At 70.8% G+C, this 23,317-nt stretch carries 22 protein-coding genes; 10 read left to right on the top strand and 12 right to left on the bottom strand.

The genetic code is table 11. The features are described 5' to 3' along the window. Window positions 1–9: 9 nt before the first annotated feature. The gene (locus ABT137_RS10325) at window positions 10–1,380 is read right to left on the bottom strand and encodes a cytochrome P450 (protein ID WP_351705486.1); all 1,371 of its coding nucleotides are present in this window, start codon (window positions 1,378–1,380) and stop codon (window positions 10–12) included. A 373-nt stretch (window positions 1,381–1,753) separates the two neighbouring features. Here ABT137_RS10325 and ABT137_RS10330 point away from each other — a divergent pair, with 373 nt between their 5' ends. Beyond that, window positions 1,754–2,551 (top strand): HAD family acid phosphatase, encoded by a 798-nt coding sequence (locus tag ABT137_RS10330; protein ID WP_351705489.1) that lies wholly within the window; start codon window positions 1,754–1,756, stop codon window positions 2,549–2,551. Between the two features lie 137 nt (window positions 2,552–2,688). After that, window positions 2,689–3,843, top strand: a complete 1,155-nt coding sequence (locus ABT137_RS10335; protein WP_351705492.1) for a right-handed parallel beta-helix repeat-containing protein — start codon at window positions 2,689–2,691, stop codon at window positions 3,841–3,843. 97 nt (window positions 3,844–3,940) lie between these two features. Here the strand turns inward: ABT137_RS10335 and ABT137_RS10340 are convergent, their stop codons facing one another. Both ABT137_RS10340 and ABT137_RS10345 read right to left on the bottom strand, forming a co-directional pair. Then, the gene (locus ABT137_RS10340) at window positions 3,941–4,792 is read right to left on the bottom strand and encodes a hypothetical protein (RefSeq protein WP_351705495.1); all 852 of its coding nucleotides are present in this window, start codon (window positions 4,790–4,792) and stop codon (window positions 3,941–3,943) included. Continuing rightward, window positions 4,789–5,361: a SigE family RNA polymerase sigma factor gene (locus tag ABT137_RS10345; RefSeq protein ID WP_351705498.1), complete on the bottom strand. Its 573-nt coding sequence runs from the start codon at window positions 5,359–5,361 to the stop codon at window positions 4,789–4,791. Before ABT137_RS10345 ends, ABT137_RS10340 begins: the two co-directional genes overlap by 4 nt. 283 nt (window positions 5,362–5,644) lie before the next feature. Between ABT137_RS10345 and ABT137_RS10350 the strand changes: the two genes are divergently transcribed. After that, window positions 5,645–7,096 carry an NCS2 family permease gene (locus tag ABT137_RS10350; RefSeq protein WP_351705501.1) on the top strand — a complete coding sequence of 484 codons (1,452 nt, stop codon included), beginning with the start codon at window positions 5,645–5,647 and terminating at the stop codon, window positions 7,094–7,096. A 113-nt stretch (window positions 7,097–7,209) separates the two neighbouring features. On the opposite strand, the gene ABT137_RS10355 is transcribed toward ABT137_RS10350, so the two are convergent. Next, window positions 7,210–8,670 carry a peptidoglycan D,D-transpeptidase FtsI family protein gene (locus ABT137_RS10355; RefSeq protein WP_351705504.1) on the bottom strand — a complete coding sequence of 487 codons (1,461 nt, stop codon included), beginning with the start codon at window positions 8,668–8,670 and terminating at the stop codon, window positions 7,210–7,212. Between the two features lie 111 nt (window positions 8,671–8,781). Further along, window positions 8,782–9,555: an IclR family transcriptional regulator gene (locus ABT137_RS10360; RefSeq protein WP_351694752.1), complete on the bottom strand. Its 774-nt coding sequence runs from the start codon at window positions 9,553–9,555 to the stop codon at window positions 8,782–8,784. A gap of 157 nt (window positions 9,556–9,712) precedes the next feature. On the opposite strand from ABT137_RS10360, the gene ABT137_RS10365 reads away from it, so the two are divergent. Beyond that, entirely contained in the window at window positions 9,713–11,242 is a 1,530-nt protein-coding gene (locus ABT137_RS10365; protein ID WP_502984497.1) for an aldehyde dehydrogenase (NADP(+)), read from the top strand. Between the two features lie 202 nt (window positions 11,243–11,444). Beyond that, the gene (locus tag ABT137_RS10370; RefSeq protein ID WP_351705507.1) at window positions 11,445–12,053 is read left to right on the top strand and encodes a DUF1349 domain-containing protein; all 609 of its coding nucleotides are present in this window, start codon (window positions 11,445–11,447) and stop codon (window positions 12,051–12,053) included. Here ABT137_RS10370 and ABT137_RS10375 read toward each other — a convergent pair. Further along, a complete protein-coding gene (locus tag ABT137_RS10375; protein ID WP_351705510.1) occupies window positions 12,013–13,464 on the bottom strand; it encodes an MFS transporter in 1,452 nt (483 codons plus the stop codon). The two genes, ABT137_RS10370 and ABT137_RS10375, sit on opposite strands and share 41 nt — an antisense overlap. 70 nt (window positions 13,465–13,534) lie before the next feature. Here ABT137_RS10375 and ABT137_RS10380 point away from each other — a divergent pair, with 70 nt between their 5' ends. The 4 genes from ABT137_RS10380 (at window position 13,535) to ABT137_RS10395 (ending at window position 16,976) form a co-directional block, all read left to right on the top strand. Further along, window positions 13,535–14,512, top strand: coding sequence for a GlxA family transcriptional regulator (locus ABT137_RS10380; protein WP_351705513.1), 978 nt, complete (start codon window positions 13,535–13,537; stop codon window positions 14,510–14,512). Then, window positions 14,509–15,012 (top strand): GNAT family N-acetyltransferase, encoded by a 504-nt coding sequence (locus ABT137_RS10385; RefSeq protein WP_351705516.1) that lies wholly within the window; start codon window positions 14,509–14,511, stop codon window positions 15,010–15,012. The genes ABT137_RS10380 and ABT137_RS10385 overlap by 4 nt, the downstream gene beginning before the upstream one ends. A gap of 64 nt (window positions 15,013–15,076) precedes the next feature. Then, on the top strand, window positions 15,077–15,793 hold the full coding sequence (locus ABT137_RS10390) for a DsbA family oxidoreductase (protein ID WP_351705519.1): 717 nt from the start codon (window positions 15,077–15,079) through the stop codon (window positions 15,791–15,793). 121 nt (window positions 15,794–15,914) lie between these two features. Next, window positions 15,915–16,976, top strand: coding sequence for an aminotransferase class V-fold PLP-dependent enzyme (locus ABT137_RS10395; RefSeq protein WP_351705522.1), 1,062 nt, complete (start codon window positions 15,915–15,917; stop codon window positions 16,974–16,976). A 24-nt stretch (window positions 16,977–17,000) separates the two neighbouring features. On the opposite strand, the gene ABT137_RS10400 is transcribed toward ABT137_RS10395, so the two are convergent. Then, on the bottom strand, window positions 17,001–17,501 hold the full coding sequence (locus ABT137_RS10400) for a MarR family winged helix-turn-helix transcriptional regulator (protein WP_351705525.1): 501 nt from the start codon (window positions 17,499–17,501) through the stop codon (window positions 17,001–17,003). Window positions 17,502–17,652: 151 nt separating this feature from the next. Here ABT137_RS10400 and ABT137_RS10405 point away from each other — a divergent pair, with 151 nt between their 5' ends. Then, window positions 17,653–18,714, top strand: coding sequence for an alkene reductase (locus ABT137_RS10405; RefSeq protein ID WP_351705528.1), 1,062 nt, complete (start codon window positions 17,653–17,655; stop codon window positions 18,712–18,714). A gap of 57 nt (window positions 18,715–18,771) precedes the next feature. Here ABT137_RS10405 and thpD read toward each other — a convergent pair whose 3' ends face one another. The 5 genes from thpD to ABT137_RS10430 form a co-directional block, all read right to left on the bottom strand. Further along, complete coding sequence (gene thpD, locus ABT137_RS10410; protein ID WP_351705531.1) at window positions 18,772–19,659, bottom strand: ectoine hydroxylase; 888 nt, start codon at window positions 19,657–19,659, stop codon at window positions 18,772–18,774. A 2-nt stretch (window positions 19,660–19,661) separates the two neighbouring features. Further along, window positions 19,662–20,060 carry an ectoine synthase gene (locus ABT137_RS10415; RefSeq protein ID WP_293997165.1) on the bottom strand — a complete coding sequence of 133 codons (399 nt, stop codon included), beginning with the start codon at window positions 20,058–20,060 and terminating at the stop codon, window positions 19,662–19,664. Between the two features lie 31 nt (window positions 20,061–20,091). Next, the gene (gene ectB / locus ABT137_RS10420; RefSeq protein WP_351705535.1) at window positions 20,092–21,363 is read right to left on the bottom strand and encodes a diaminobutyrate--2-oxoglutarate transaminase; all 1,272 of its coding nucleotides are present in this window, start codon (window positions 21,361–21,363) and stop codon (window positions 20,092–20,094) included. An 11-nt stretch (window positions 21,364–21,374) separates the two neighbouring features. After that, window positions 21,375–21,890, bottom strand: coding sequence for a diaminobutyrate acetyltransferase (gene ectA / locus ABT137_RS10425; protein WP_351705538.1), 516 nt, complete (start codon window positions 21,888–21,890; stop codon window positions 21,375–21,377). Between the two features lie 243 nt (window positions 21,891–22,133). Then, window positions 22,134–23,234 carry a pyridoxal-phosphate-dependent aminotransferase family protein gene (locus ABT137_RS10430; protein WP_351705831.1) on the bottom strand — a complete coding sequence of 367 codons (1,101 nt, stop codon included), beginning with the start codon at window positions 23,232–23,234 and terminating at the stop codon, window positions 22,134–22,136. Window positions 23,235–23,317: the final 83 nt, after the last annotated feature.

A 23,317-nucleotide genomic window follows, 5' to 3' on the forward strand; every position in this document is an offset into this window, starting at 1 on the left:
AGACACGCGCTAGAGGCCGGCCCCGGCCCGGGGACGGATCCGGGGGCGGACGGTCATCCGCAGGGTGTGCGGCCGCACGGTGAGCCGGGCGACCTGGCGGATGACCTGGCCCTCGGAGAGCTCCAGCCGTACCGAACGCAGCATCGTCGCGAGCGCCGTGACCATCTCGGTGAGGGCGAGACGGTCCCCCATGCACTTGTGCTTGCCGTCCCCGAAGGGCAGGAACGCGCCCGGCGGAGGCTGCTTCTGCGCGGGGTCGATCCACCGGTCCGGGGCGTAGGTGTGCGGGTCGGGGAAGCGCTCGGGGTCGCGGTGCAGGGCGTGCTGGCAGTAGGCCAGTTCGGTGCCGGCGGGCAGCGTCCACTCGCCGAGCTTGGTCTCCTCGGTGGTGCGGCGGGTGACGAGCCAGCCGGGGTGGTGCAGCCGTAGGGTCTCGGTGATCACCCGGTTCAGGTACGGCAGCCGGGTCACGTCGTCGAAGGCGACCGGCCGTTCGCCGATGACTTCGTCCAGCTCGGCCAGGATCCGGGCCTCGACGTCGGGGTTGCGGGCGAGTTCGTACAGGGTCCAGGACAGCACCGACGCGGTGGTCTCGGTGCCCGCCACGGCCAGGGTGAGGATCTCGGAGCAGATCTGATGCCCGGTCAGCGGCTCGCCGGTCTCCTCGTCGACGGCGCGCAGCAGCATGGAGAGCATGTCCCCGGTGTCGTGCCCGGAGGCCTGCAGTTCGTCGACGGCGGCGGTGATGGTGGCGCGTACACCGGCCGTGGCCCGGTCGAAGCGGCGGTTGAAGGGCAGCGGCAGGCGCTGGGCCCAGTCGGGCACCATGATGCGCACACCGACGTCGTTCAACACCACCGACAGGTCGCTGCGCAGCCGGTGGAAGACGGCGTCGTCGAGGCTGCCGGCGAACACCGTCTTGGCCAGCATGTCGAGGCTGAGCCCGACCATGGCCTCGCGTACGTCGAGGGTTCGCCCGGGTTCCCAGCCGGCCACGGTGGCTGTCACCTCGGCGCGCATGAGGTCGACGTAGCGACTGATCTCGGTGTGGGCGAACGCCGGTTGCAGCTGGCGGCGTTTGCGTACGTGGTTCCGGCCGACGGCCGTGACGACACTGTCGCCCAGCAACTGGCCGAGCTTGTCGTAGAGCCGGCCCTTGTCGAGGGTGGGCCCCAGGGCCTTGAGCATCTGGTGGATCAGGGCCGGGTCCTGGACCACGATGGTGCGCGTCCCGGGCTGCAGGACGATCTCGACGAGTGGCTCCCGTGTCTCGCGCAGCGAGTCGATGAAGCCGAGGTTGTCGCGCATCTTCAGCGCGTGGCCGATGAACGGAAACGATCCTGCGGCTCGGGGTATGGGGGGAGGCGCGTTGGACGTCACGGGTCATCCCTTCGCGGCAATCGTAGGCGCCCCTATGACTTCCCTGAGCTTTCCTCAGCGCAATCCTGTCATGAACGTGTCCTGCGCCACGTGGCACGAGCTGGTGGTGAGCCGCTCCGGAGCGGTGGACGCGCAACCCACCGCCATCGTCCCGCGCCTGCACGACCGTCCCTGGCCCTGCCGGACAGCTCTGACCGCTGTCCGTGCGTGTCGCCGTCGGCGATCCCGTCGTAGTCGTGTGCCGGCTGTACGGCAGCCGCGACGGCCCGGTGGTGAGTATCGATCAGATAAAGGGCTCGCCGAATTCCGTGTGATGCGCGTAGACATGGCGCGACCTGGTGCAACACCCACCCGACCCAGACCCGGAGATTCCATGCGGAAATCACTCAGAGCAGTCGCTGTCACCGCCGCCTGTGCGCTCGCCGGCGGTGCCCTCTACGGCGCCGGCGCCGCCACGGCCGGCCAGTCGACCGCGAACTCCACCCACGAGCCGTACAACATCGGGCTCCTGGTGAAGGACATCGACACCTACTACGGCACCGCCGCCGACGCCAACGGCGTCTACCAGGCCTCGCCGACCAGCCCCTACGCCAAGGACCTGGCGCGCATCGACGCGGACGCCAAGCGCTACATCGACCGGGCCGCGCGCAAGGCGCACCGCAAGGGCGAGAAGCCCGCGGTCGTCTTCGACATCGACGACACGCTGCTGCTCAGCCTGGACTACGAGAAGCGCTACAACTACACGTACAACAGCGCCACCTGGGCGGCCTACGTCAACAAGGCCGACCGTCCGGGCGTGTTCGGCAGCGCCGAGCTCGTCCAGTACGCGGCGAAGGAGGGCGTCGAGGTCTTCTACAACTCCGGGCTCAGCGAGGCGCAGCGCACCGCGGCGGTCGAGAACCTGAAGAAGATCGGCGCCGACGTCAACCTCGACAGCGCGCACATGTTCCTCAAGGACGCGGCCAACCCGCCGTCGTACCTGAGCGGTTGCGCGACCGCCGGCAGCTGGACCTGCACGACCGTGCAGTACAAGTCCGGCACCCGCAAGCACATCGAGAAGGACCTCGGGTACGAGATCGTCGCCGACTTCGGCGACCAGTACTCGGACCTCGACGGCGGCTACGCGAACCGCACCTACAAGCTGCCGAACCCGACGTACTTCGTGTCGTAGCCGAGAAGCACGGCAACCCTTTCCGGCCACGGCGGCGACTGGGAGACAGAAACGGGCCGGGGCGGCCCCTCCGGCCCGTTTCGCTCCCTCGTCGAACACGTCCAGCACGTCACGGACGTCAAGGAAAGGAACGGCCAGTGCGCTTCAGCACCGGACGCCACCGCAGGACGCGTACCCTCTCGATCGCCGCGGCGGTGGCCGTCGCCGCGGGGGCGGGAGGCGTCTACCTCGGCCTGTCGAACGGCGGTGCCCAGGCCGCCACCAGCACGGTCACCGTCTCCACCACCGCCCAGCTGGAGTCGGCCGTCGCGGGCGCCGCCGCCGGCACCGTCATCCAGGTGCGGGCGGGTACGTACTACCCGACCGCCACCCTCAAGTCGACGGTGAGCGGCACCGCTTCGAACCGCATCACGCTCAAGGCGTACAGCGGTGAGAAGGTGAGGATCGACGGTTCGAAGCTGCCCGCCGGCCAGTGGCTCACCGGGATCTACGGCAGCTACTGGACCGTCCAGGACCTCACCTTCCAGAACTCCCCGGCCCAGGGCTTCGTCGTCACCTCGTCCACGGGCGGGATCTTCAAGAACCTCGTCACCGCGGACAACGGCGACTCCGGGTTCACGCTGCGCGGCGACAACACCGTGAACAACCTCGTCCAGAACCTCGACAGTTACGGGAACTACGACAAGGCCGGGCACGGGCAGAACGCCGACGGCATCGCCATCAAGTTCGGCTCGGGCACCGGCAACAAGGTGACCGGCGCGCGTCTGTACGACAACTCGGACGACGGTCTTGACCTGTGGCAGTTCTCGTCCCCCGTCAGGATCGAGCACAGCTGGGCCTTCGGCAACGGCAAGAACCGGTGGAACGACTCCGCGTTCGAGGGCAACGGCAACGGGTTCAAGCTGGGCGGCGGGGGCGTCGCCGTCGCGCACGTCGTCAACGACGACGCGGCCTGGGACAACACGCTGAACGGGTTCACCGAGAACTCCAACACGGGTGCGATCGTGCTGAACCGCAACACCGCCTACGCGAACGCCCAGGCCGGGTTCTTCTTCGAGACCGGCAAGGCCCGGCTGGCGCGGAACCTGGCGGTGGGCAACGGGGGCGGGGCGGACAAGCTGGGGTCCCGGGCCGTGTCCGCGGCGAACAGCTGGGACGGCGGGGTGAGTACGCCGGCGTTCAAGTCGACGGACGCGACGACGGCGTACGGGGCGCGTGGCTCCGACGGTTCGCTGCCGGCGACCACGTTCCTGACTACGGGCTCCACCGCCGTCGGGGCGACCATGAACTGAGGCCGCGGGTTTCGCTGTGGCTGATCGCGCCCACGCGGCGGAGCCGCATATCGGTACGGCCCCGCGCCCCTGAGGGGCGCGGAGAGCCGCCGTTCCTTTATGAGTCGCCGTCGGCTGTCGTGTGCGTCGCGAAGTCGCCCGTCACCGCGTACTGCCTGCCGCCCGCGCTGCCGGTGATCGTGTAGCTGTCGTTCCTGGCGTCGCGGCCGCCCTGCTGGTGGTTGTACTGGCCCGCGAACACCCACTCGCCGACCGCGACCTTGCTGCCCGGCTTGAGCGTCCACGTGTAGACGAGGAAGCCGTCCTGCTCGGTGACCGACTGCGTGAAGTCGGTCTCCGGCAGGGAGCGCCAGGCTCCGGTGTTGGACACTCCGCCGGTCTGGGCCACCTTCAACCGCACTGTGAGTGCCGTCAGCTGCCCGGAGGTCTTCAGGGTCACGTTGGACTGCGCCCAGAAGTCGTTGCTGTGCGGGTCCACCGAGCCGTCCGACCAGAGCGGGCCGTCCTGCTCGCCCTTCGCGACGGGTGCCGCGGGGGTGGCGGAGGCCTTCGCGGTCGCCGAGGGCGTCGAACTCGCCTTGGGGGACGAGTGGGCCGAAGGCACCCCGGGGGCCGGCGGGGCGGCCGTGCGGGACGGCGGGCGGCTGGTCGCGTCCGGGGACGCGGAGGGCGTGGGCGACACCGCGACCGTCTTCTCGGTGGGCGGGTCCTTCACGGCCGAGGCGACCGCGTAGCCGCCGACGCCGAGGACCGCGGCGACCGCGGCCGTGGCGCTGACCACCCGGACCCAGCCGAAGACGGGCGGAAGGGTGGCCCGGTGGTTCGGGCGTCCCTGCGCGGCCATGCCCCGTTCGACCCGGGCCAGGATGCGGGCGCGGTCGGGTTCGTGCGCCTCGGCCGCCTCGTGCAGCCGGGCGCGCAGCTCGTCGTGCACGTCCTGCTGCCTCATCGGTTCCTTCCTCCGCTCTCGCCGGTCCGCGGTGCCATCGCCGCGTGCACCCTCTGCGGAACACCCTGGGACTCGCCGAGCAGCCGCTGCAGCTCCGCCATGCCCTTCGACGTCTGGCTCTTAACCGTACCCACCGAGATCCCCAGGGCGAGCGCGGTGTCCTTCTCCGACAGGTCGAACGCGTGCCGGAGCACCACACACGCCCGCTTGCGGAACGGCAGGCGGGCCAACGCCCCCTGGACGTCGACCACTCCGGCCACGTCCGGGTTCTCGGTGGTCTCCTCGCGGTGCGACCAGAACAGGGCGATACGGCGCCGCTCGCGCACGGCGCTGCGGATGCGGGTGCGGGCCAGGTTGGCGACGACACCCCGGGCGTACGCCACCGGATGGTCGGCGGCCCGCACCCGGTCCCAGCGGTGCCACAGCGCCAGCAGGGCGTCGGCGGCCAGATCGTCGGCGGCGTCCGCCTCACCGGTCAGCAGATGGGCGAGACGCGCGAGTTCGGCGTAGTGGCGTTCGAAGAAGGCATGGAACTCCACGGAGGCGGCGTCGTCGACGACTGTGCCCACGGGTGACCTCTTCTGTCAGGGATTCTGTGTCATGTAGATGACATGCGATGACATGCGTATGTCCGGAGGAACGTTCCGGCGAGATCCGGAGCGTAGCAGTGATCATTTCGTGTCTGTCGTACGGGGGTTCGGTGCGTTCCGTGCGAGGGGCCGGACACGGTGTGGTCCACCGAACCACATCGAGCCCGATTCCGTAACACGGGGAAAACCTGAAACAGGTTCGACGCGGGAACAATCCAGCCAGCATCCGCACACGCACGCCCAGGGGACGAGGAGTACGAGCATGTCCGAGACGCAGAAGGCGGCCCGGCCGCAGGGGGCCGCGCCACCTGCCGGGAACGGCGTCGACCGGTTCTTCAGGATCTCCGAACGGGGCTCCACCTTCGGCCGGGAGATACGCGGCGGCTTCGCCACGTTCTTCACCATGGCCTACATCCTTGTCCTGAACCCCATCATCCTCGGCAGCGCCAAGGACAAGTTCGGCCACACCCTCGACACCGGCCAACTGGTCACCGCCACCGCGCTGGTGGCCTGCGTCATGACGGTCATCATGGGCGTCGGCGGCAACCTGCCCCTCGCCATCGCGGCCGGCCTCGGCCTCAACGCCGTCGTGGCCTTCCAGCTGGCGCCGCTGATGAGCTGGTCCGACGCGATGGGCCTGGTCGTCCTCGAAGGCCTGCTGATCTGTGTGCTCGTCCTGACCGGCCTGCGCGAGGCGATCATGAACGCCATCCCGCAGCAGCTGAAGCAGGCGATCGGCGTCGGTATCGGCCTGTTCATCGCGTTCATCGGCTTCGTGGACGCGGGCTTCGTCAGCCGGATCCCGGACGCGGCGGACACCACCGTGCCGGTGCAGCTGGGTGCGGTCGGACGGCTCACCGGCTGGCCCGTGCTCGTCTTCTGTGTTGGCGTGCTCCTGACCATCGCGCTGGTCGCGCGGAAGGTGAAGGGCGCGATCCTGATCAGCATCGTGACGATGACCGTGGTCGCGATCGTCATCAACTCCGCCGCCGACATCAAGAGCTGGGGCCTGACCACGCCGAAGATCCCCGACAAGATCGTGGGCACGCCCGACTTCGGGCTCATCGGTCACTTCAGCCTGTTCGGCGGCTTCGGCAAGGCCGGTGTCCTCACCGCCGTCCTGCTCGTCTTCACCCTGATCCTGTCCGACTTCTTCGACGCCATGGGCACGATCGTCGGCATCAGCGCGGAGGCCGGGCTGCTCGACGAGCAGGGGCAGGTGCCGGGCATCGGGCGGGTGCTGTTCATCGACGGCGCGGCGGCGGTGGCCGGCGGCCTCGGCTCCGCCTCCTCCAACACGGCGTACATCGAGTCGGCGGCGGGGGTGGGGGAGGGGGCGCGCACCGGCTTCGCCAACCTGATCACCGGCGGCCTGTTCGGTCTCGCGTTGTTCCTCACGCCGCTGCTGACCATCGTCCCGCTGCAGGCGGCGGCGCCCGCGCTGATCGCCGTGGGCTTCCTGATGATGACCCACGTCAAGCACATCGACTGGGACAGGTACGAGATCGCGATCCCGGCGTTCCTGACGATCGCCGCGATGCCGTTCACCTACTCCATCACGGACGGCATCGGGGCGGGGTTCCTGGCGTACGTCGTGATCAAGGCGGTGCTGGGGAAGGCGAAGGAGGTCAACTGGCTGTTGTGGGCCGTGTCGGCGCTGTTCCTGGTGTACTTCGCGATTGATCCGGTGGAGCAGGTGCTGGGGGTGAAGTAACAGGGGACGGGAGCGCCCCGTCAGGGGCGCGGGGCGGTAGCCGATATGCGGCTACCGCCGCGCGGGCGCGACCAGCCACGACGAAACCCGCGGCCGATCGCGCAGAGAACCCCCTAGTTCTTCAGCGCCGCTTGCATCATCGCCTTCGCCACCGGCGCCGCCAGCCCGTTGCCGCTGACCTCCGACCGGGCCGCGTCCGACTGCTCGACGAGGACCGCCACCGCGACCTCCTTGCCGGTGCTGTCGGACTTGCCGTACGACGTGAACCAGGCGTACGGCGTCTTGCTGTTGTTCTCGCCGTGCTGGGCCGTGCCCGTCTTGCCGCCCACCGTCACACCGTCGATGAGCGCGTTCGTGCCCGTGCCCTCCTTGACGACCGTCTCCATCGCGGACTGCAGTTGCTCCGCGGTCGAGGAGCTGACGATCTCCTTGCTGCTCGCCTCGTCGTCGTAGTCCTTCAGCACGTCACCGCCGCTGTCGGTGATCTGCGAGACCATATGCGGGGAGACCAGCTTGCCGCCGTTGGCTATGGCGGCCGACACCATGGCCATCTGGAGCGGGGTCGCGGTGACGTCGAACTGGCCGATGCCGGAGAGACCGGTCTGGGCCTTGTCCATGTTCGACGGGTACACGCTGGCGTAGGCGCGCACCGGCACGTCCTGCTTGTCGTCGTTGAAGCCGAACTTCTCGGCCATCGCCCGCACCTTGTCCTGGCCGAGGTCGACGGCCATCTTGCCGAAGACGTTGTTGCAGGAGTAGCGCAGGGCGGTGCGGATCGAGGCGTTCTCGCAGGGCGCCGAGGCGCTCTCGTTCTTCAGGGGGGTCGTCGTGCCGGGCAGGGTGTACGGGTTGGGGCTGTCGGTCTTGTCGTCGACGTTCGCGTAGAGGCCGTCCTCCAGGGCGGCCGCCGCGACCACCAGCTTGAACGTCGAACCCGGTGGCAGCGGCTGGCGCAGCGCCCGGTTGGTGAGCGGCTTGTCGCTGTCGGCGTTCAGCTTCTTCCAGGCCGTACCGGCGGTGTTGGCGTCGGTGAGCGAGGAGGGGTCGTACGAGGGGGTCGACACGACCGCCAGGATCTTGCCGGTCTTCGGGTCGATCGCGACCGCCGCGCCCTTCTTGTCGCCGAGCGCGTTGTAGGCCGCCTTCTGGACGGCCGGGTCGACCGTCGTGATCACGTTGCCCGGCTCGGCGCGCTCGCCGGTGACGGTGTCCATCACCGTCTTCAGCCGGCTGTCGGTGCCGTTGAGCAGGTCCTGGTAGATGCCCTCCAGCTGGGTCGGGGCATAGCTCTGCGAGGCGTAGCCCGTCACGGCCGCGTACAGCTTGCCGTTCGTGTACGTGCGCTTGTACTTGAGGTCGCTGTTGCTCAGGGTCTGTGCCGAGCCGGTGATCGACTCACCGGCCACGATGATGTTCCCGAGCGGCTGCGAGTACGTCTCGATCGCATTGCGCCGGTTGTCCGTGTCGTCCGCGAGGGCCTGACCGTCGTAGAACTGCACCCATGTCGCCCTGACCAGCAGGGTCACCACGAGCAGCAGCGCGAAGACGGACGCCCGCCTGATCGTCTTGTTCATCCCGCTCAGACAGACGAGCGAAGGCGGGGTGTGCGTTCCCGTATGGCCGGATTTCTCATCGTCCGCTCATACGGGTCGACGGGTCGACGGGTCGTACGGGCCCTGTCCGGGTCAGAGCCGCCGCGTCGCCAGCGTCAGGCGGTCCCGCGCGTCGAACAGGGCGTCCTTGATCATCTGTTCGTGGGCGGGGGTGAGGCGGGCCACCGGCACCGAGCAGCTGATCGCGTCGCGGGCCGGGGTGCGGTACGGGATCGCCACGCCGAAGCAGCGCAGCCCCAGCGTGTTCTCCTCGCGGTCGATCGCGAAGCCCTGCTCGCGGATCTGGTGGAGCTCCTCGATGAGCTTCTCGCGGTCCGTGAGGGTGTGCTCGGTGAGCGCCGGCAGGGTCTCCGGCAGCAGCTTGCGGACCTGCTCGTCGGTGTGGGTGGCGAGCAGCGCCTTGCCGAGCGAGGTGGAGTGCGCGGGCAGCCGGCGGCCGACCCGGGTGAAGGGGCGCAGGTAGTGCTGCGACTGGCGGGTGGCCAGGTAGACCACGTTCGTGCCGTCGAGGCGGGCGAGGTGGATGGTCTCCGTGGTGTCGTCGGAGAGCCGGTCCAGGGTCGGGCGGGCCGCCGCGACCACCTCGTCGCCGTCGATGTACGAGGTGCCGACCAGCAGCGCCCGCACGCCGATGCCGTACCGGGTGCCGGTCGCGTCCGTCTCCACCCAGCCCAGCTCCACCAGGGTGCGCAGCAGCATGTAGAGGCTCGACTTGGGATACCCGACGGCCTCCTGGACGGCCGCGAGGGAGTGCATACCGGGCCGGCCCGCGAAGTACTCCAGCAACTCCACGGTCCGTACCGCGGATTTGACCTGTGCCCCGCCGCCTGTCTCGCCTGCCGACATCGCCCTTGACCCCTTCGTTGGACGAGAAACCGAGGTTATAGTCTCCAACAGCATATTCATCATCAGAGACAGCGTTCAGTATATCGAACACTCCTGGTGAATGACCCGGATATGACCCGGATACTGCGGCAGAACGCAACTCATGGAGGGACCCGCGGTGGCAGCAGCACCAGTCTGGAGCGTCGACCCGCGCACCGGGAAGCAGCGTGAGCAGGTTGCGGTGGAGGCCACAGCCGAGGAGGTCGACGCCGTCGTCACGGCCGCGCACGCCGCCCGCGGCTCTCTCGCCGACCGCACGGTCCGCGCGGCCTTCCTGCGCTCGGCCGCCGCCGGACTCGACGCGGCCAAGGACCGGCTGGTCGAGGCCGCCGACGCGGAGACCGCGCTCGGCCCCGTCCGGCTGACCGGGGAACTCGCCCGCACCGTCTACCAGCTGCGGGCCTTCGCGGACATCGTCGACGAGGGCGCCTTCCTCGACGTCATCATCAACCACCCCGACGCCACCGCCACCCCGCCCATCCCGGACCTGCGCCGCTACAAGGTCCCGCTGGGCGTCGTCGCCGTCTACTCGGCCTCCAACTTCCCCTTCGCCTTCTCCGTCGCCGGCGGCGACACCGCGAGCGCGCTGGCTGCCGGCAACCCGGTCGTCGTCAAGGCCCACCCCGACCACCCGGCCCTGTCCGAGCTGGTCGCCAAGGTGCTGCGCCTGGCCGCGGCCGGGCACGGCATCCCCGAGGCCGTGGTCGGTCTCGTGCACGGCTTCGAGGCCGGCATCGAGCTGATCAGGCACCCGCTGGTCGCCGCCGCGGGCTTCACCGGGTCCGTCCGGGGCGGGCGGGCGCTCTTCGACGCGGCCGCCGCGCGTCCGGTGCCGATCCCCTTCCACGGCGAGCTGGGCTCCCTGAACCCGGTCCTCGTGACGGAGGCCGCGGCCACCGAGCGGGCCGAGGAGATCGGCACCGGACTCGCCGGGTCGATGACGCTGGGCGTCGGGCAGTTCTGCGTGAAGCCGGGCCTGGTGCTGGTGCCGGCCGGCGCCGCCGGTGACGGCCTGGTCAAGTCCCTCACGGACGCGGTCAGCAACACCGACGCGGGCGTGCTGCTCGACCACCGGATGCGGGACAACTTCGTCGCCGGGGTCGCCGAGCGCGCCGAACTCCCCGACGTGGAGAGCCCGGTGACGCCGGGGGCGGGCGGCGAGCACACCGTGAGCGCCGGGTTCCTGACGGTGCCGGCGGACAGGCTCGCCGAGGCCGGGGCGTACGACCTGCTCCTGGAGGAGTGCTTCGGGCCGGTGACCGTGGTGGTCCGCTACGAGGACCGGGGTGAGGCGACGGCGGTGCTGTCGCGGCTGCCGGGGAACCTCACGGCGACGGTGCACGTCTCTGCCGAGGAGGCCGCGGGGGAGGGGCTGGGGGCGGAGATCCTGGCGGAGCTGACGCCGCTGGCGGGCCGTGTGCTGGTGAACGGCTGGCCGACGGGGGTCGCTGTGGCCCCGGCCCAGCATCATGGCGGGCCCTACCCGGCCACCACCTCTACGTCTACTTCCGTGGGCGGTACGGCCATTGAGCGGTGGCTGCGGCCGGTGGCTTATCAGGGGGCGCCTGCCGCGTTGCTGCCGGCGGAGTTGAAGGACGAGAATCCGCTGGGGCTTCCTCGGCGGTTCAACGGGGTTCTGGAGCGGTAGCGCCGTCGGGGCGTGGGGTGCTTCGGCGGCTGCGGGTTGTCCGTGGCTGGTCGCGCGGTTCCTCCCCCGGCCTTCGGCCGGGGGTACCCCCAGCGCCCCTTCAGGTCGGCTGGGCTTGCCCTGGCTTTCGCGCTCGGCCCCGCGCAGCATTGGGTCGGCCGGCCGTGCGCATGTCGAATGGTTCTGCTGACACAATCCGACCATGGACGTCGAACTTCCCGAACTTCCTTTCCCGCTCCGTACCTACGGGCCCGACGGGCACTGGTTCCATGAGGACGGGGTGCTCACCGGGTGGGCCGGGGCCCGGCAGGATCGGTTTGTGTCGCCCACCGGGGAGGCATTGGATCCCGCCTCGGACGCGCCCCGGCTGCTGGGGGCGCCCGAAGGGGACTTCCAGCTGATCGCCCGGGTCACCGTCGGGTTCGGTGCCGCCTTCGACGCCGGTGTGCTGTACGTCCACGTCGGCGACCGGGCCTGGGCCAAGCTCTGTCTGGAGAACTCCCCGGACGTGCCCACCGTCTGCACGGTGGTCACCCGGGGGCACTCGGACGACGCCAACGCCTTCACGGTGGAGGGGAGTTCGGTCTGGCTGCGGATCAGCCGGACCGGCCGGGCGTTCGCCTTCCACGCCTCCCGGGACGGCAAGAAGTGGGTCTTCGTCCGGCTGTTCACCCTGGGCGGCGAGAAGGAGACGGAGGGCGCGCTGGTCGGCTTCATGACCCAGTCGCCGATGGGGGAGGGGTGTGTGGTGACGTACGACCACATCGAGTTCAGGCCCGACTGGCCGGCCGACCTGCGCGACGGAAGCTGAGGACGAAGGTCGCGGCGAACAGGGCCGCGGCCAGTGCCAGGCTCGCCCGCATCCCGGCCGCGAACCCGCCGTCGACCAGGGCGCCGAACACCGCGATCCCGAGTCCGCCGGCCACCTGCCGCGCCGCGTTGAGCACCCCGGCCGCCAGGCCCGCACGCTCGGCCGGTACGGCATCCATCATCACGACGGTCAGCGGCGGCACGGTCAGCGCGCAGCCGACCGCCATCGGGACGAGCAGGACGGCCACCACGGCGGCCGGCGTGCCGGAACCGACCGCGAGCAGGCCCAGCAGACCGGCCGCGGCCAGCGCCTGGCCGATCAGCATCGGCAGCCGTGGCCCGTGGCGGGCGGCCAGTTTCCCGGACAGCACGTTGGTCAGGCCGATCAGCCCGGACATCGGCAGGAACAGCAGCCCGGTGTACAGCGCCGAACGGCCCTGCACCTGCTGGAGGAAGAGCGAGAACAGGAACACCACGCCGTAGAAGGCCACGCTGCACGCCACCCCGGTCGCCACGGACACCCGTACCGCCCGGTCCCGGAACAGTTCCGGCGGGACGACCGGATGCGCCTGCCGTCGCTCGACGCGGACGAACAGGACGGCGCCGGCCAGTGCCACGGCGAAGGCCACGAGTCCCGTCGTACCGCCCTCGATGACCGCGAAGGTGAGGGCGGTCAGGGTGACGACGGCGGTGAGCTGGCCCGGCAGGTCCAGCGGGGCCGGGCGGCGCTCCGAACGCGGGGCGCGCACCAGCAGGAGCAGCGCGGCCGCCCCGAGCGGCAGGTTGATGAAGAAGATCCCGCGCCAGTCCCAGGCCGCGGTCAGCGCGCCGCCCGCCACCGGGCCCAGCGCCAGCGCGACCGAGCCGCCGGCCCCCCACAGCGCCACCGCCCTCGTGCGCTGGGCCGGATCCGCGTACGCCTGCCGCACCAGGGAGAGGGAGGCGGGCAGGACGACGGCCGCCGCGGCGCCCTGCACCACGCGCGCGCCGACCAGCGCCGGGAGGGTCGGCGCCAGGCCGCAGGCCGCCGAGGCGAGGGTGAAGACGGCGATGCCGAGCCCGTACGCCCGGCTCGCCCCGGCCCGGTCCGCGAAGGCGCCGGTGGAGAGCATCAGGGCGGCGAAGGCCAGCGTGTAGGCGTCCACCGTCCACTGGAGTCCGGACAGCCCGCCGCCGAGCGCCGAGCCGATCGCGGGCAGGGCCACGTTCACCACGGACGCGTCGAGGGTGATCAGTGCGAAGCCCAGCAGGGCGGCGGTCAGGGTGAGGGCGGGGGTGCGGCTCTGCCCACTCTTCCGCCCCTTGTCGTGCCCCTTGTCGTGCCCCTTGTCCTGTTCCTTGTCCTGTTCCTTCCTCAACTCGCTCTTTTCGGCGTCGATCCGGACGGCCCCTCGGGGCTGGTCGGTTGGCATGGCTCCATGCTGCTGATCGGTCGCGGCGTACAGTAGTGGCCCGAACGCCAGGTATCCGGAGGTTCTGGCCATGCTGCGAGTCGCGGTGGTCGCGTCCCCGCCCGTGTCGATGTTCAACCTCGCCATTCCGGAGATGCTCTTCGACAAGGCGGAGGTCGACGGGCGACCGGGGTACGAGGTGGTGATCTGCGCGCCCGACCCCGGCCCGGTGCCCACGACGGGTGGCCTGGACCTGCACGTCCCGCACGGGCTCGAGGCGCTGCGGGAGGCGGACACCGTGATCGTGGCCGGTACCGGCAAGCTCTACTCGCCGGATCCCCGGGTGCTGGCGGCGCTGCGTGACACCGCCGACGCCGGCGTGCGGATCGCCTCCATCTGCACCGGCGCCTTCTCGCTCGCCGAGGCCGGACTGCTCAAGGGCCGCAGGGCGACCACCTACTGGACGCACGCCGACGAACTGCGCCGCCGGCACCCCGACGTCGAGGTCCAGGGCGACGTCCTCTACGCCCAGGACGGCCCGTTCCTCACCTCCTCCGGCTACGCCGCCGGCATCGACCTGTGCCTGCACCTCATCCGCACCGACTACGGCGCCGCCGTCGCCAACGAGGTCGCCCGCCTCGCCCTGGTCGCGCCGGTACGGCCGGGCGGGCAGACCCAGTTCACCCACACCCCGCTGCCGCCCGAGCGCGGCACCGCCTGCGCCGACACCCGCGGCTGGGCCATGCGCAACCTCGACAAGCCGCTCACCCTCACCGACCTGGCCCGGCACGCCGGGGTCTCGGTGCGCACCCTCACCCGCCGTTTCCACGCGGAGAGCGGGGTCAGCCCGCTGCAGTGGCTGCTGCACCAGCGCGTCGAACGGGCCAGGGAACTGCTGGAGACCACCACTCTGCCCATGGACCAGGTGGCCGCCGCCTGCGGCCTCGGCACCGCCGACTCCCTCCGCGCCCACCTGGTGCGCCGCACCGGGCTGACCCCGAGCGCCTACCGCGCCCAGTTCAGCCGGCTCGGAACCGGCGCGGACGAGGTCTCGTCCTCCGTTGCATGATCAGTGACCATGCGAAAGGGATCCGGGTGATCCGTACGGCCCTGTCCGCCGAGGCGGAGACCATCGCTGCGCTGCACCACCGGGCCCGGGCGACGTACTACCCGGACGGCCTCCCGGACGACGGCGTCGACTGGACGGCGGCCTGGCGCGGCGCCGTCGAACGGCCCGACGGGCAGGTTTTGTGCGTGGTGGAAGCGGGGGCGATCATCGGGGTCGCCTCCTTCCGCACCCCGGAGGGCGCCACCGCCGAAACGGTCAAGCTGTTCCAGTTCCACGTCGACCCCGACCGCTGGCGGGCCGGTGTCGGCACCGCCCTGCACACCGCCTGTCTGGAGCAGTGGCGGGCCGACGGCAGGCGGACCGCCGTGCTGGACGTGCACGTCGACAACCGGCGGGCCCAGGCCTTCTACGCCCGCCAGGGCTGGGTGCCGGACCCGGAGAACCCGCCGGCCGAGGGGGACCACCACCTGTACCTGCGGTACGCGGTGGGCGGGGAATGAAGCGGGCTGTTTGAAGGTTCAGGTAGTTGAGAGATTCCTTATCGCTACCTGGAGAGCCGACAACATGCGCGTCGAGATCTGGTCCGATATCGCTTGTCCCTGGTGCTATGTCGGAAAAGCGCGCTTCGAGAAGGCGCTCGCCGCCTTCCCGCACCGCGACGACGTTGAGGTCGTGCACCGCTCCTTCGAGCTCGACCCCGGCCGCGCCAAGGACGACGTCCAGCCGGTGCTCGCCATGCTCAGCAAGAAGTACGGCATGAGCGAGGCCCAGGCCCAGGCGGGCGAGGAGAACCTGGGCGCGCAGGCCGCCGCCGAAGGTCTTGAGTACCAGACCCGGGGCCGCGACCACGGCAACACTTTCGACATGCACCGGCTGCTGCACTTCGCCAAGGAGCAGGGGCGCCAGGACCAGCTGATCCAGATCCTGTACCGGGCGAACTTCGCCGAGGAGCGGTCCGTCTTCAGCGAGGGCGAGGACCGGCTCGTGGAGCTGGCCGCGGAGGCCGGGCTGGACACGGCGGCCGTGCGCGCGGTGCTCGCCGACCCGTCCCGCTACGCCGACGAGGTCCGCGCCGACGAGCGCGAGGCCGCCGAGCTCGGTGCGAACGGGGTGCCGTTCTTCGTCCTCGACCGGAAGTACGGGGTCTCGGGGGCCCAGCCCGCCGAGGTGTTCACGCAGGCGCTCAGCCAGGCCTGGGGTGCGCGTTCCCCGCTCAGGCTGATCGACGAGGGCGGCGCGGAGGCCTGTGGGCCGGACGGGTGCGCGGTGCCGCAGCACTGAGGAAGGCGCCGCGGAAGGCACTGAGAAGGTGCAGGTCAGGGGCGTCGTATAAGCGCCGCTTAGCGGATCCACGTAAAAATCCGCAATGGACGGGGAGTTCCGCGGGCCGCAGAGTGGACGCATGGAGACCACGGAGACGTTCGAGAGCCTCGTCCGCGCCGAGTTCGCCCCGAAGACCACCTACCTCAACACCGCCAGCAACAGCCTGCTGCCCGCCCGTACCGTGGCCGCCCTGCACCAGGCGGCGCTGCTGCGGGCCGAGGGGCGGCCCCTGACCTCGCTGTACGAGGACGTGGAGGCGTGCCGGGCCGCCTACGCCCGGCTCGCCGGCGTCCCGGCGACCCGGGTCGCGGCGGGTGCCTCGGTCGCCGCGCACTCCGGCGTGATCGCCGCCTCGCTGCCGGCCGGCGCCGAAGTCCTCTCCGCGGAGGACGACTTCACCTCCGTACTGAACCCCTTCCACGTCCGCGGCGACCTCAAGGTCCGCGCGGTGCCGCTGGAGCGCATCGCCGAGTCCGTCCGCCCGGACACCGCCCTCGTCGCGGTCAGCGCGGTCCAGTCGGCGGACGGCCGGCTCGCCGACCTGCCCGCGCTGCGCGAGGCCGCTCGCGCGCACGGGGCCCGCACCTACGTCGACTTCTCCCAGGCCGCCGGCTGGCTGCCGATGGACGCCGACGCGTACGACTTCACCGCGTCCGTCTCCTTCAAGTGGCTGCTCGGCCCGCACGGCGTGGCCTTCCTCGTGCTCCCCGAGGACTTCGGCGGGCTGACCCCACTGCTCGCCGGCTGGGTCGCGGGCGAGGAGCCGTGGGACAGCTGCTACGGCCCGGTGGCCGAACTCGCCCACTCCGCCCGGCGGTTCGACCTCACCCACGCCCTGTTCACGTTCGCCGGCCTGCGCCGCTCGCTCGATCTGATCGAGGAACTGGGCGTGACCGCCGTACACGCCCACGACGTGGGCCTCGCCGACCGGTTCCGCACCGGGCTCGCGGCCCTCGGGCACGAGCCGGTGCCCGCCCCCGGCTCGGCGATCGTCTCGGTCCCCGGGCTCGGTGGCCGCCAGCCCGGACTGAGCCGGGCAGGCATCGAGGTCTCCAACCGCGCGGGCAACCTGCGCGCGGCCTTCCACCTCTTCAACACGCCCGCCGACGTGGACCGTCTGCTCGACGCCCTCGCGGGCTGACCGGTCCGGCCCGGTCCTGCCGGGTCAGTTCCGTGCCGCGTTGCGGGACCACAGGTTGGCCTCGACCCGGCCGAGCAGGGTGAGCAACTGCTCGCGCTCGGCCGGGTCCAGACCGGCGAGGCTCTCCTCCTCCAGCGCGGTCCACACCCGCTCCACCTCGGTCAGCAGCCGGGCGCCCGACTCGGTCGCCTCCACCAGCACCGCGCGCCGGTCCGCCGGGTCCGGCAGCCGCCGCACCTGGCCGGCCTGCTCCAGCCGCTGGAGCATCTTGGTCACCGTGGAGGGGTCCAGGCCGAGCATCTTTATCAGGTCGGCCTGCCGGGCCGGGCCGTTCTCCCACAGGTGCATCATCACCAGCTCCTGGCCCGGATAGAGGCCGAGCCCGCGCAGCAGCCCGGCGGCGGCGGTGCGGTGCAGCCGCGCCACACGGCTCAGCGCGTGGCTGACCGGACCGCCCTGGGCGGCCGCGGGCAGGGCACAGCCGCATCCGGCCGCGTGCGCCGCCGGTTCCCTGGTGGCGTCCATCGTCGCTCCCGCACCTCTCCGACTTCCGGGTAACCGTCCTCGAAGCCTACTCAGACCTGGCCCGGGGGATTTGATTGGTCGGCCAATCATTCGGGTAGAGTGGGCGCCGCGCTTTACTTGGCCGACCAATGAAAGCATCTCTGGAGCCCCCGTGACCACTGCCTTCGACCCGATCGACCTCCCCGGCCACCGCCTGGCCAACCGCATCGCCATGGCCCCGATGACCCGCAGCCGCGCCGCGCAGGGCGGTCTGCCCACCGCCCTCATGGCGGAGTACTACAGCCAGCGCGCCTCCGCCGGCCTTGTGGTGACCGAGGGCATCCAGCCCTCGGCGGTCGGTCAGGGCTACCCCGACACCCCCGGCCTGCACACCGCCGAGCAGACCGCCGCCTGGCGCGCGGTCACCGACGCCGTGCACGCCGCCGACGGCGTGATCTTCGCCCAGCTCATGCACACCGGCCGGATCGGCCACCCCGACCTGCTGCCGGACGGGCTCGTCAACGTCGCGCCCTCCGCGGTCACCGCCCGCGGCCAGGTGTACACCCACGAGGGCCCGAAGGACTTCGTCGAGCCGCGCGCGCTGACCGACGGCGAGGTCCACGCCACCGTCGCCGCGTACGCGGCCGCCGCCCGCGCCGCCGTCGAGGCCGGCTTCGACGGCGTGGAACTGCACGGCGCCAACGGCTACCTGATCCACCAGTTCCTGGCCCCCGGCAGCAACCGGCGCACCGACGAGTGGGGCGGCTCCCCGGCCGCCCGCATCCGGTTCGCGGTGGCGGCCGTCAAGGCGGTGGTCGAGGCCGTCGGCGCCGAGCGCACCGCACTGCGGCTGTCCCCGGGCAACCCGTTCAACGACATCGACGAACCCGAGCCGGAGCCGGCGTACACGGCGCTGGTCGACGCGGTGGAGCCGCTGGGCCTGGCGTACCTGCACGTGATGGAGGTACCGGGCACCCGCGAGCTGACCAACGCGCTGCGCAAGCGGTTCAGCGGGGCGTTCGTGCTCAACCCGGCGACCGAGGGGCCCACAGGACCGGAGGCCCTCGCCCTCGTCGAGGACGGCACGGCCGACGTCGTCTCCTACGGGCAGCTCTTCCTCGCCAACCCCGACCTCCCGGCCCGGCTCCGGGCCGGCGGCCCGTTCAACCCCGCGAACCCGGCGACGTTCTACGGTGGCGGGGCCGAGGGATACACGGACTACCCGGCGCTGTGACCCGGCTCAGGGGCCGCCACGACGGACGTGACGGCCCCTGAACGGAAGGCGAGGCGCTCAGCGGATCGGCGTGAAGTCCCGCGCCCCGATGAACTCCGGCCTGCGCACCGGCGCCGCGAACGGCTCCACCGCCGCGTTCTCCACGCTGTTGAACACGATGAAGACGTTGCTGCGCGGGAACGGCGTGATGTTGTCCCCGCTGCCGTGCATGCAGTTGCAGTCGAACCAGGTCGCCGAGCCGGCCTTGCCGGTGAACAGCCTGATGCCGTGCCGCGAGGCCAGCTCCGTCAGCGCCTCGTCGGTGGGGGTGCCCGCGTCCTGCATCTGCAGCGACTTCTTGTAGTTGTCCTCGGGCGTGGCGCCGGCGCAGCCCAGGAACGTCCGGTGCGAGCCCGGCATGATCATCAGGCCGCCGTTGGTGTCGTGGTTCTCGGTCAGGGCGATCGAGACGGACACCGTGCGCATGTTCGGCAGGCCGTCCTCGGCGTGCCAGGTCTCGAAGTCCGAGTGCCAGTAGAAGCCGCTGGCGCCGAACCCGGGCTTGACGTTGATCCGGGACTGGTGGACGTACACGTCCGAGCCGAGGATCTGCCGGGCCCGGCCGACCACCCGCTCGTCGTGCACCAGCCTCGCGAACACCTCGCTGATCCGGTGCACCTCGAAGACGGACCGGATCTCCTTGGACTTCGGCTCCACGACGGAGCGTTCGTCGGCCCGGACCGCCGGGTCGGTGACCAGCCGCTCCAGCTCCCGCCGGTACACGGCGACCTCGTCGTCCCCGATGAGCTGGTCGACGGTGAGGAAGCCGTCGCGCTCGAACGCCTCCAGCCGGTCGGCGGCGATCGGCCCGGGCGCGCCGGGCGCCGACCAGACGACCGGGTCCTTGCGGGGGACGGCGACCTCGACGGGGCCGCGGCTCGGGTAGAGGTCGGTGATGGTGGTCATGGTCAGCCCTCCTCCGTCAGCAGGGGATAGACGCCGTTCTCGTCGTGGTCCTCCCGGCCGGTGACCGGCGGGTTGAACACGCAGACGCAGCGGAAGTCCTCCTTGACGCGCAGCGAGTGCCGCTCGTGCCCGTCGAGGAGGTACATGGTCCCGGGAGTGATCGTGTACGACGTCCCGGTCTCGTGGTCGGTCAGCTCGGCCTCGCCCTCGACGCAGACGACGGCCTCGATGTGGTTGGCGTACCACATCGACGTCTCCGTGCCCGCGTAGAGGATCGTCTCGTGCAGCGAGAAGCCGACCCGCTCCTTGGCGAGGACGATGCGTTTGCTCTCCCAGGTCCCGGACGCGGACTTCACGTGCCGGTCGGTGCCTTCGATCTCCTTGAACGAACGGACGATCACGGTGGTGTACAGCCTCCTTGTTCTGATCCGGTCAGACGGTCTCGCGGACGGCCCGGGCGAGGACGCTCAGCCCCTCGTCCAGTTCGTCCGGGGTGACGGTCAGGGCGGGCAGCAGCTTGACGACCTCGCTCTCCGGCCCCGACGTCTCGATGAGCAGCCCGAGTTCGAAAGCCCGCCCGGCGATCCGCCCGGCCCGCTCCTTGTCGTGGAACTCCAGGCCCCACACCAGGCCCCGCCCCCGGTACTCCCGCACGTCGGCGAGGTTCTCCTCGACGATCGCGATGAGCCCCTGCTCGATCTGCTCGCCCTTGGCCCGGGTCTGCTTCTCCATCGCCGGGCCGTCGGCCCAGTAGGTCTCCAGGGCGGCGGTCGCGGTGACGAAGGCGGGGTTGTTGCCGCGGAAGGTGCCGTTGTGCTCGCCCGGCTCCCACACGTCCAGCTCGGGCCGGAACAGGCACAGGGACATGGGCAGCCCGTACCCGCTGATGGACTTCGACACCGTGACGATGTCGGGGACGATGCCCGCCTCCTCGAAGGAGAAGAAGGCACCGGTGCGTCCGCAGCCCATCTGGATGTCGTCCACGATCAGCAGCATGTCCTGCCGCTCGCAGAGCGCCCTGAGGGCGCGCAGCCACTCGGGCCGGGCGACGTTGATGCCGCCCTCGCCCTGCACGGTCTCCACGATCACCGCGGCCGGCTTGTTGAGCCCGGACCCCTGGTCCTCAAGGAGTCGCTCGAACCAGAGAAAGTCCGGGACGGTCCCGTCGAAGTAGTTGTCGAACGGCATCGGCGTCCCGTGTACCAGCGGGATCCCGGCCCCGGCCCGCTTGAAGGCGTTGCCGGTGACGGCGAGCGAGCCGAGGGACATCCCGTGGAAGGCGTTGGTGAACGACACGATCGCCTCGCGCCCCTTCACCTTCCGGGCGAGTTTCAGGGCCGACTCGACGGCGTTCGTCCCCGTCGGCCCCGGGAACATGACCTTGTACGGCAGCTCGCGCGGCCGCAGCACCAGGTCCTGGAACGTCTGCAGGAACGACCGCTTGGCCGTGGTCGACATGTCGAGGCCGTGGGTGACCCCGTCGCGTTCCAGGTAGTCGAGCAACGCCCGTTTCAGTACGGGGTTGTTGTGGCCGTAGTTGAGTGATCCGGCGCCGGCGAAGAAGTCGAGGTACTCGTGTCCGTCCTCGTCGAACATGCGGCTGCCCCGGGCCCGGTCGAACACGGTCGGCCAGCCGCGGCAGTAGCTGCGGACCTCGGACTCCAGGGTCTCGAAGACGCTGAGATCGGGCTGGGTGATGGTCACGGCGGGGCTCCTCAGTGCGATGTGGGGGTCAAGGGGCCGATGCGGTACAGGACTTCGGGGTCGTGCGGACCGTCGGGGAACTCGCCGGCCTCGAACAGCACCGTGCGCTCGACGGCGGCGCCGTGCCGGGCGGCGTACGAGGTGAACAGGCGCTCGGAGGCGGTGTTGCCGGGCGTGATGGTGGTCTCGACGGCGGTGAGCGGCCGGTCGGCGGCCACCCGTGCCGTGAGCCCGTCCAGCAGTCGCGCCGCGATGCCGCGCCCGCGCTGCGCGGCGTCCACGGCCACCTGCCAGACGAGCAGCGTGTCCGGCCGGTCCGGCCGGGTGTACCCGGTCACGAACCCGACGGGCTCGCCGTCCGCGCCACGTGCCACCGCCGAGGTGCCGGCGAAATCCCGGCACCACAGCAGATAGCTGTACGAGGAGTTCAGATCGAGGCTTCCGGAATCCTTGGCGATATGCCAGAGAGCGGCACCGTCGGTCACCAGCGGACGGTCGACGATCAGGTCTGCTTGTGGGGCAGTCATGTGAATTGAATTTAGCGAGGCAAATGCAAAAATGCACGGCAGGTGGAACCGATGGTCCGACCTGACGTGCCTGTATGTGCCGATATGGCCCGCCAAAAAGCGGGCAAATGACCCTGTGGTGTGGAGTGTGTCACAGGGTTGAAACCCGGATGAAATTCCCCCGGTTTAGCTCTGCAAAAAGCGGGCAGAAGAACTCGGGTAAGCCATCGAAAAAGAGGGAATTCGAAATTGTTTTGAATTCTGCTACCGCCAGGCAGATTCCACGGCCCGCCGAGCGCCCGCCAGGTCCACCGTCAGTCCCCGTTTCGCCAGCCCCGCGCCGAGCGCCGCCAGGCTCGACCGGACGGCGTCGGCCGTCGCGTCCGCCCCGTAGTGGTTGACCCGGATCATCTCCCCGGCCAGTGCGCCCCCGCCCGCGGCTAGCGGCAGGGTGCCGTCGCCCGCCAGGGCCTCGGCGACCAGTTCCGACGCCACCACGTCCGAGGGCACCCGCAGCGTCGTGGCGACCGGGGCCGCGTCGGACTCCGCGTACACGTACGGCTCCAGGCCGCCGCCCAGGGCCACCGCCCCGGCCCGGGTGGCCAGCGCGGCCGTGCGGTGCCGGGCCATCACGGTCGCCAGGCCGTCCGCCTCGATCCGCTCGACGCACGCCTCCAGCGCCAGCATCTCCAGCTGTGCCGGCGCGTGCAGCAGCACCGTGCGGCCGCCGTCGACCCAGCGCTCCTTCCAGTCCAGCAGGGAGAGGTAGGAGCGGCGCGGGGCGTTCGGGTTCGCCGCCATCCGGGCCCACGCCCGCTCGCTCACCGACACCGCCGAGACGCCGGCCGGGCCGCCCATCGCCTTCTGTGCCCCGATCACGCACAGGTCCACACCCCACGCGTCCGGCAGCACCGGCTCGGCCCCGACCGAGGCGACCGCGTCCAGGTAGAAGAGGGCGCCGTGCGCCCGTACCGCCTCGCCGATCTCCGCGACCGGGTTGGTGTTGCCGGTCGCGGCCTCCGCGTGCACCAGGGACACGAAGTCGATCTCCGGGTGCTCGGCGAACGCCTCCCGGATCTGTTCGGCCGTCACCGCCGTGTGGAACGGCACGGAGAGGTCGATCACCGTCGCGCCGCAGTCCCGCAGCCAGTTCCCGAAGGTCTGCCCGTACGGGCCGGTGACCACGTTCAGCGCGGTCGTCCCCGGCCCGGCCGCGGCCCTGATCGCGCCCTCCAGTGGCAGCAGCGCCTCGCCCTGCATGATCACGACGTCCTGGCGGGTGTCCAGCAACCGGGCCACCCGGTCCTCGATCGCGGCGAAGCGGGCGGCGGTCAACGGGGGCAGGTCGAGGAAGGGGTGGGTCACGGCGGTGCTCTCTTCGCTCATGGGGGGGTATGCGGGGTAGATCAAGACGAGCGTAACCGGCACCCGCCGCACAGCCCCGACCG

The organism is Streptomyces sp. NPDC001980, from assembly GCF_040296885.1.
GTDB lineage: Bacteria > Actinomycetota > Actinomycetes > Streptomycetales > Streptomycetaceae > Streptomyces.

Coding starts and splice junctions, on each gene's coding strand:
- ABT137_RS10390 (WP_351705519.1), top strand. CDS start 15,077: ATGCGCGTCGAGATCTGGTCCGATATCGCTTGTCCCTGGTGCTATGTC.
- ABT137_RS10380 (WP_351705513.1), top strand. CDS start 13,535: ATGCTGCGAGTCGCGGTGGTCGCGTCCCCGCCCGTGTCGATGTTCAAC.
- ABT137_RS10370 (WP_351705507.1), top strand. CDS start 11,445: ATGGACGTCGAACTTCCCGAACTTCCTTTCCCGCTCCGTACCTACGGG.
- ABT137_RS10360 (WP_351694752.1), bottom strand. CDS start 9,555: ATGTCGGCAGGCGAGACAGGCGGCGGGGCACAGGTCAAATCCGCGGTA.
- ABT137_RS10395 (WP_351705522.1), top strand. CDS start 15,915: ATGGAGACCACGGAGACGTTCGAGAGCCTCGTCCGCGCCGAGTTCGCC.
- ABT137_RS10385 (WP_351705516.1), top strand. CDS start 14,509: ATGATCAGTGACCATGCGAAAGGGATCCGGGTGATCCGTACGGCCCTG.
- thpD (WP_351705531.1), bottom strand. CDS start 19,659: ATGACCACCATCACCGACCTCTACCCGAGCCGCGGCCCCGTCGAGGTC.
- ABT137_RS10400 (WP_351705525.1), bottom strand. CDS start 17,501: ATGGACGCCACCAGGGAACCGGCGGCGCACGCGGCCGGATGCGGCTGT.
- ABT137_RS10350 (WP_351705501.1), top strand. CDS start 5,645: ATGTCCGAGACGCAGAAGGCGGCCCGGCCGCAGGGGGCCGCGCCACCT.
- ABT137_RS10340 (WP_351705495.1), bottom strand. CDS start 4,792: ATGAGGCAGCAGGACGTGCACGACGAGCTGCGCGCCCGGCTGCACGAG.
- ABT137_RS10355 (WP_351705504.1), bottom strand. CDS start 8,670: ATGAACAAGACGATCAGGCGGGCGTCCGTCTTCGCGCTGCTGCTCGTG.
- ABT137_RS10330 (WP_351705489.1), top strand. CDS start 1,754: ATGCGGAAATCACTCAGAGCAGTCGCTGTCACCGCCGCCTGTGCGCTC.
- ectA (WP_351705538.1), bottom strand. CDS start 21,890: ATGACTGCCCCACAAGCAGACCTGATCGTCGACCGTCCGCTGGTGACC.
- ABT137_RS10375 (WP_351705510.1), bottom strand. CDS start 13,464: ATGCCAACCGACCAGCCCCGAGGGGCCGTCCGGATCGACGCCGAAAAG.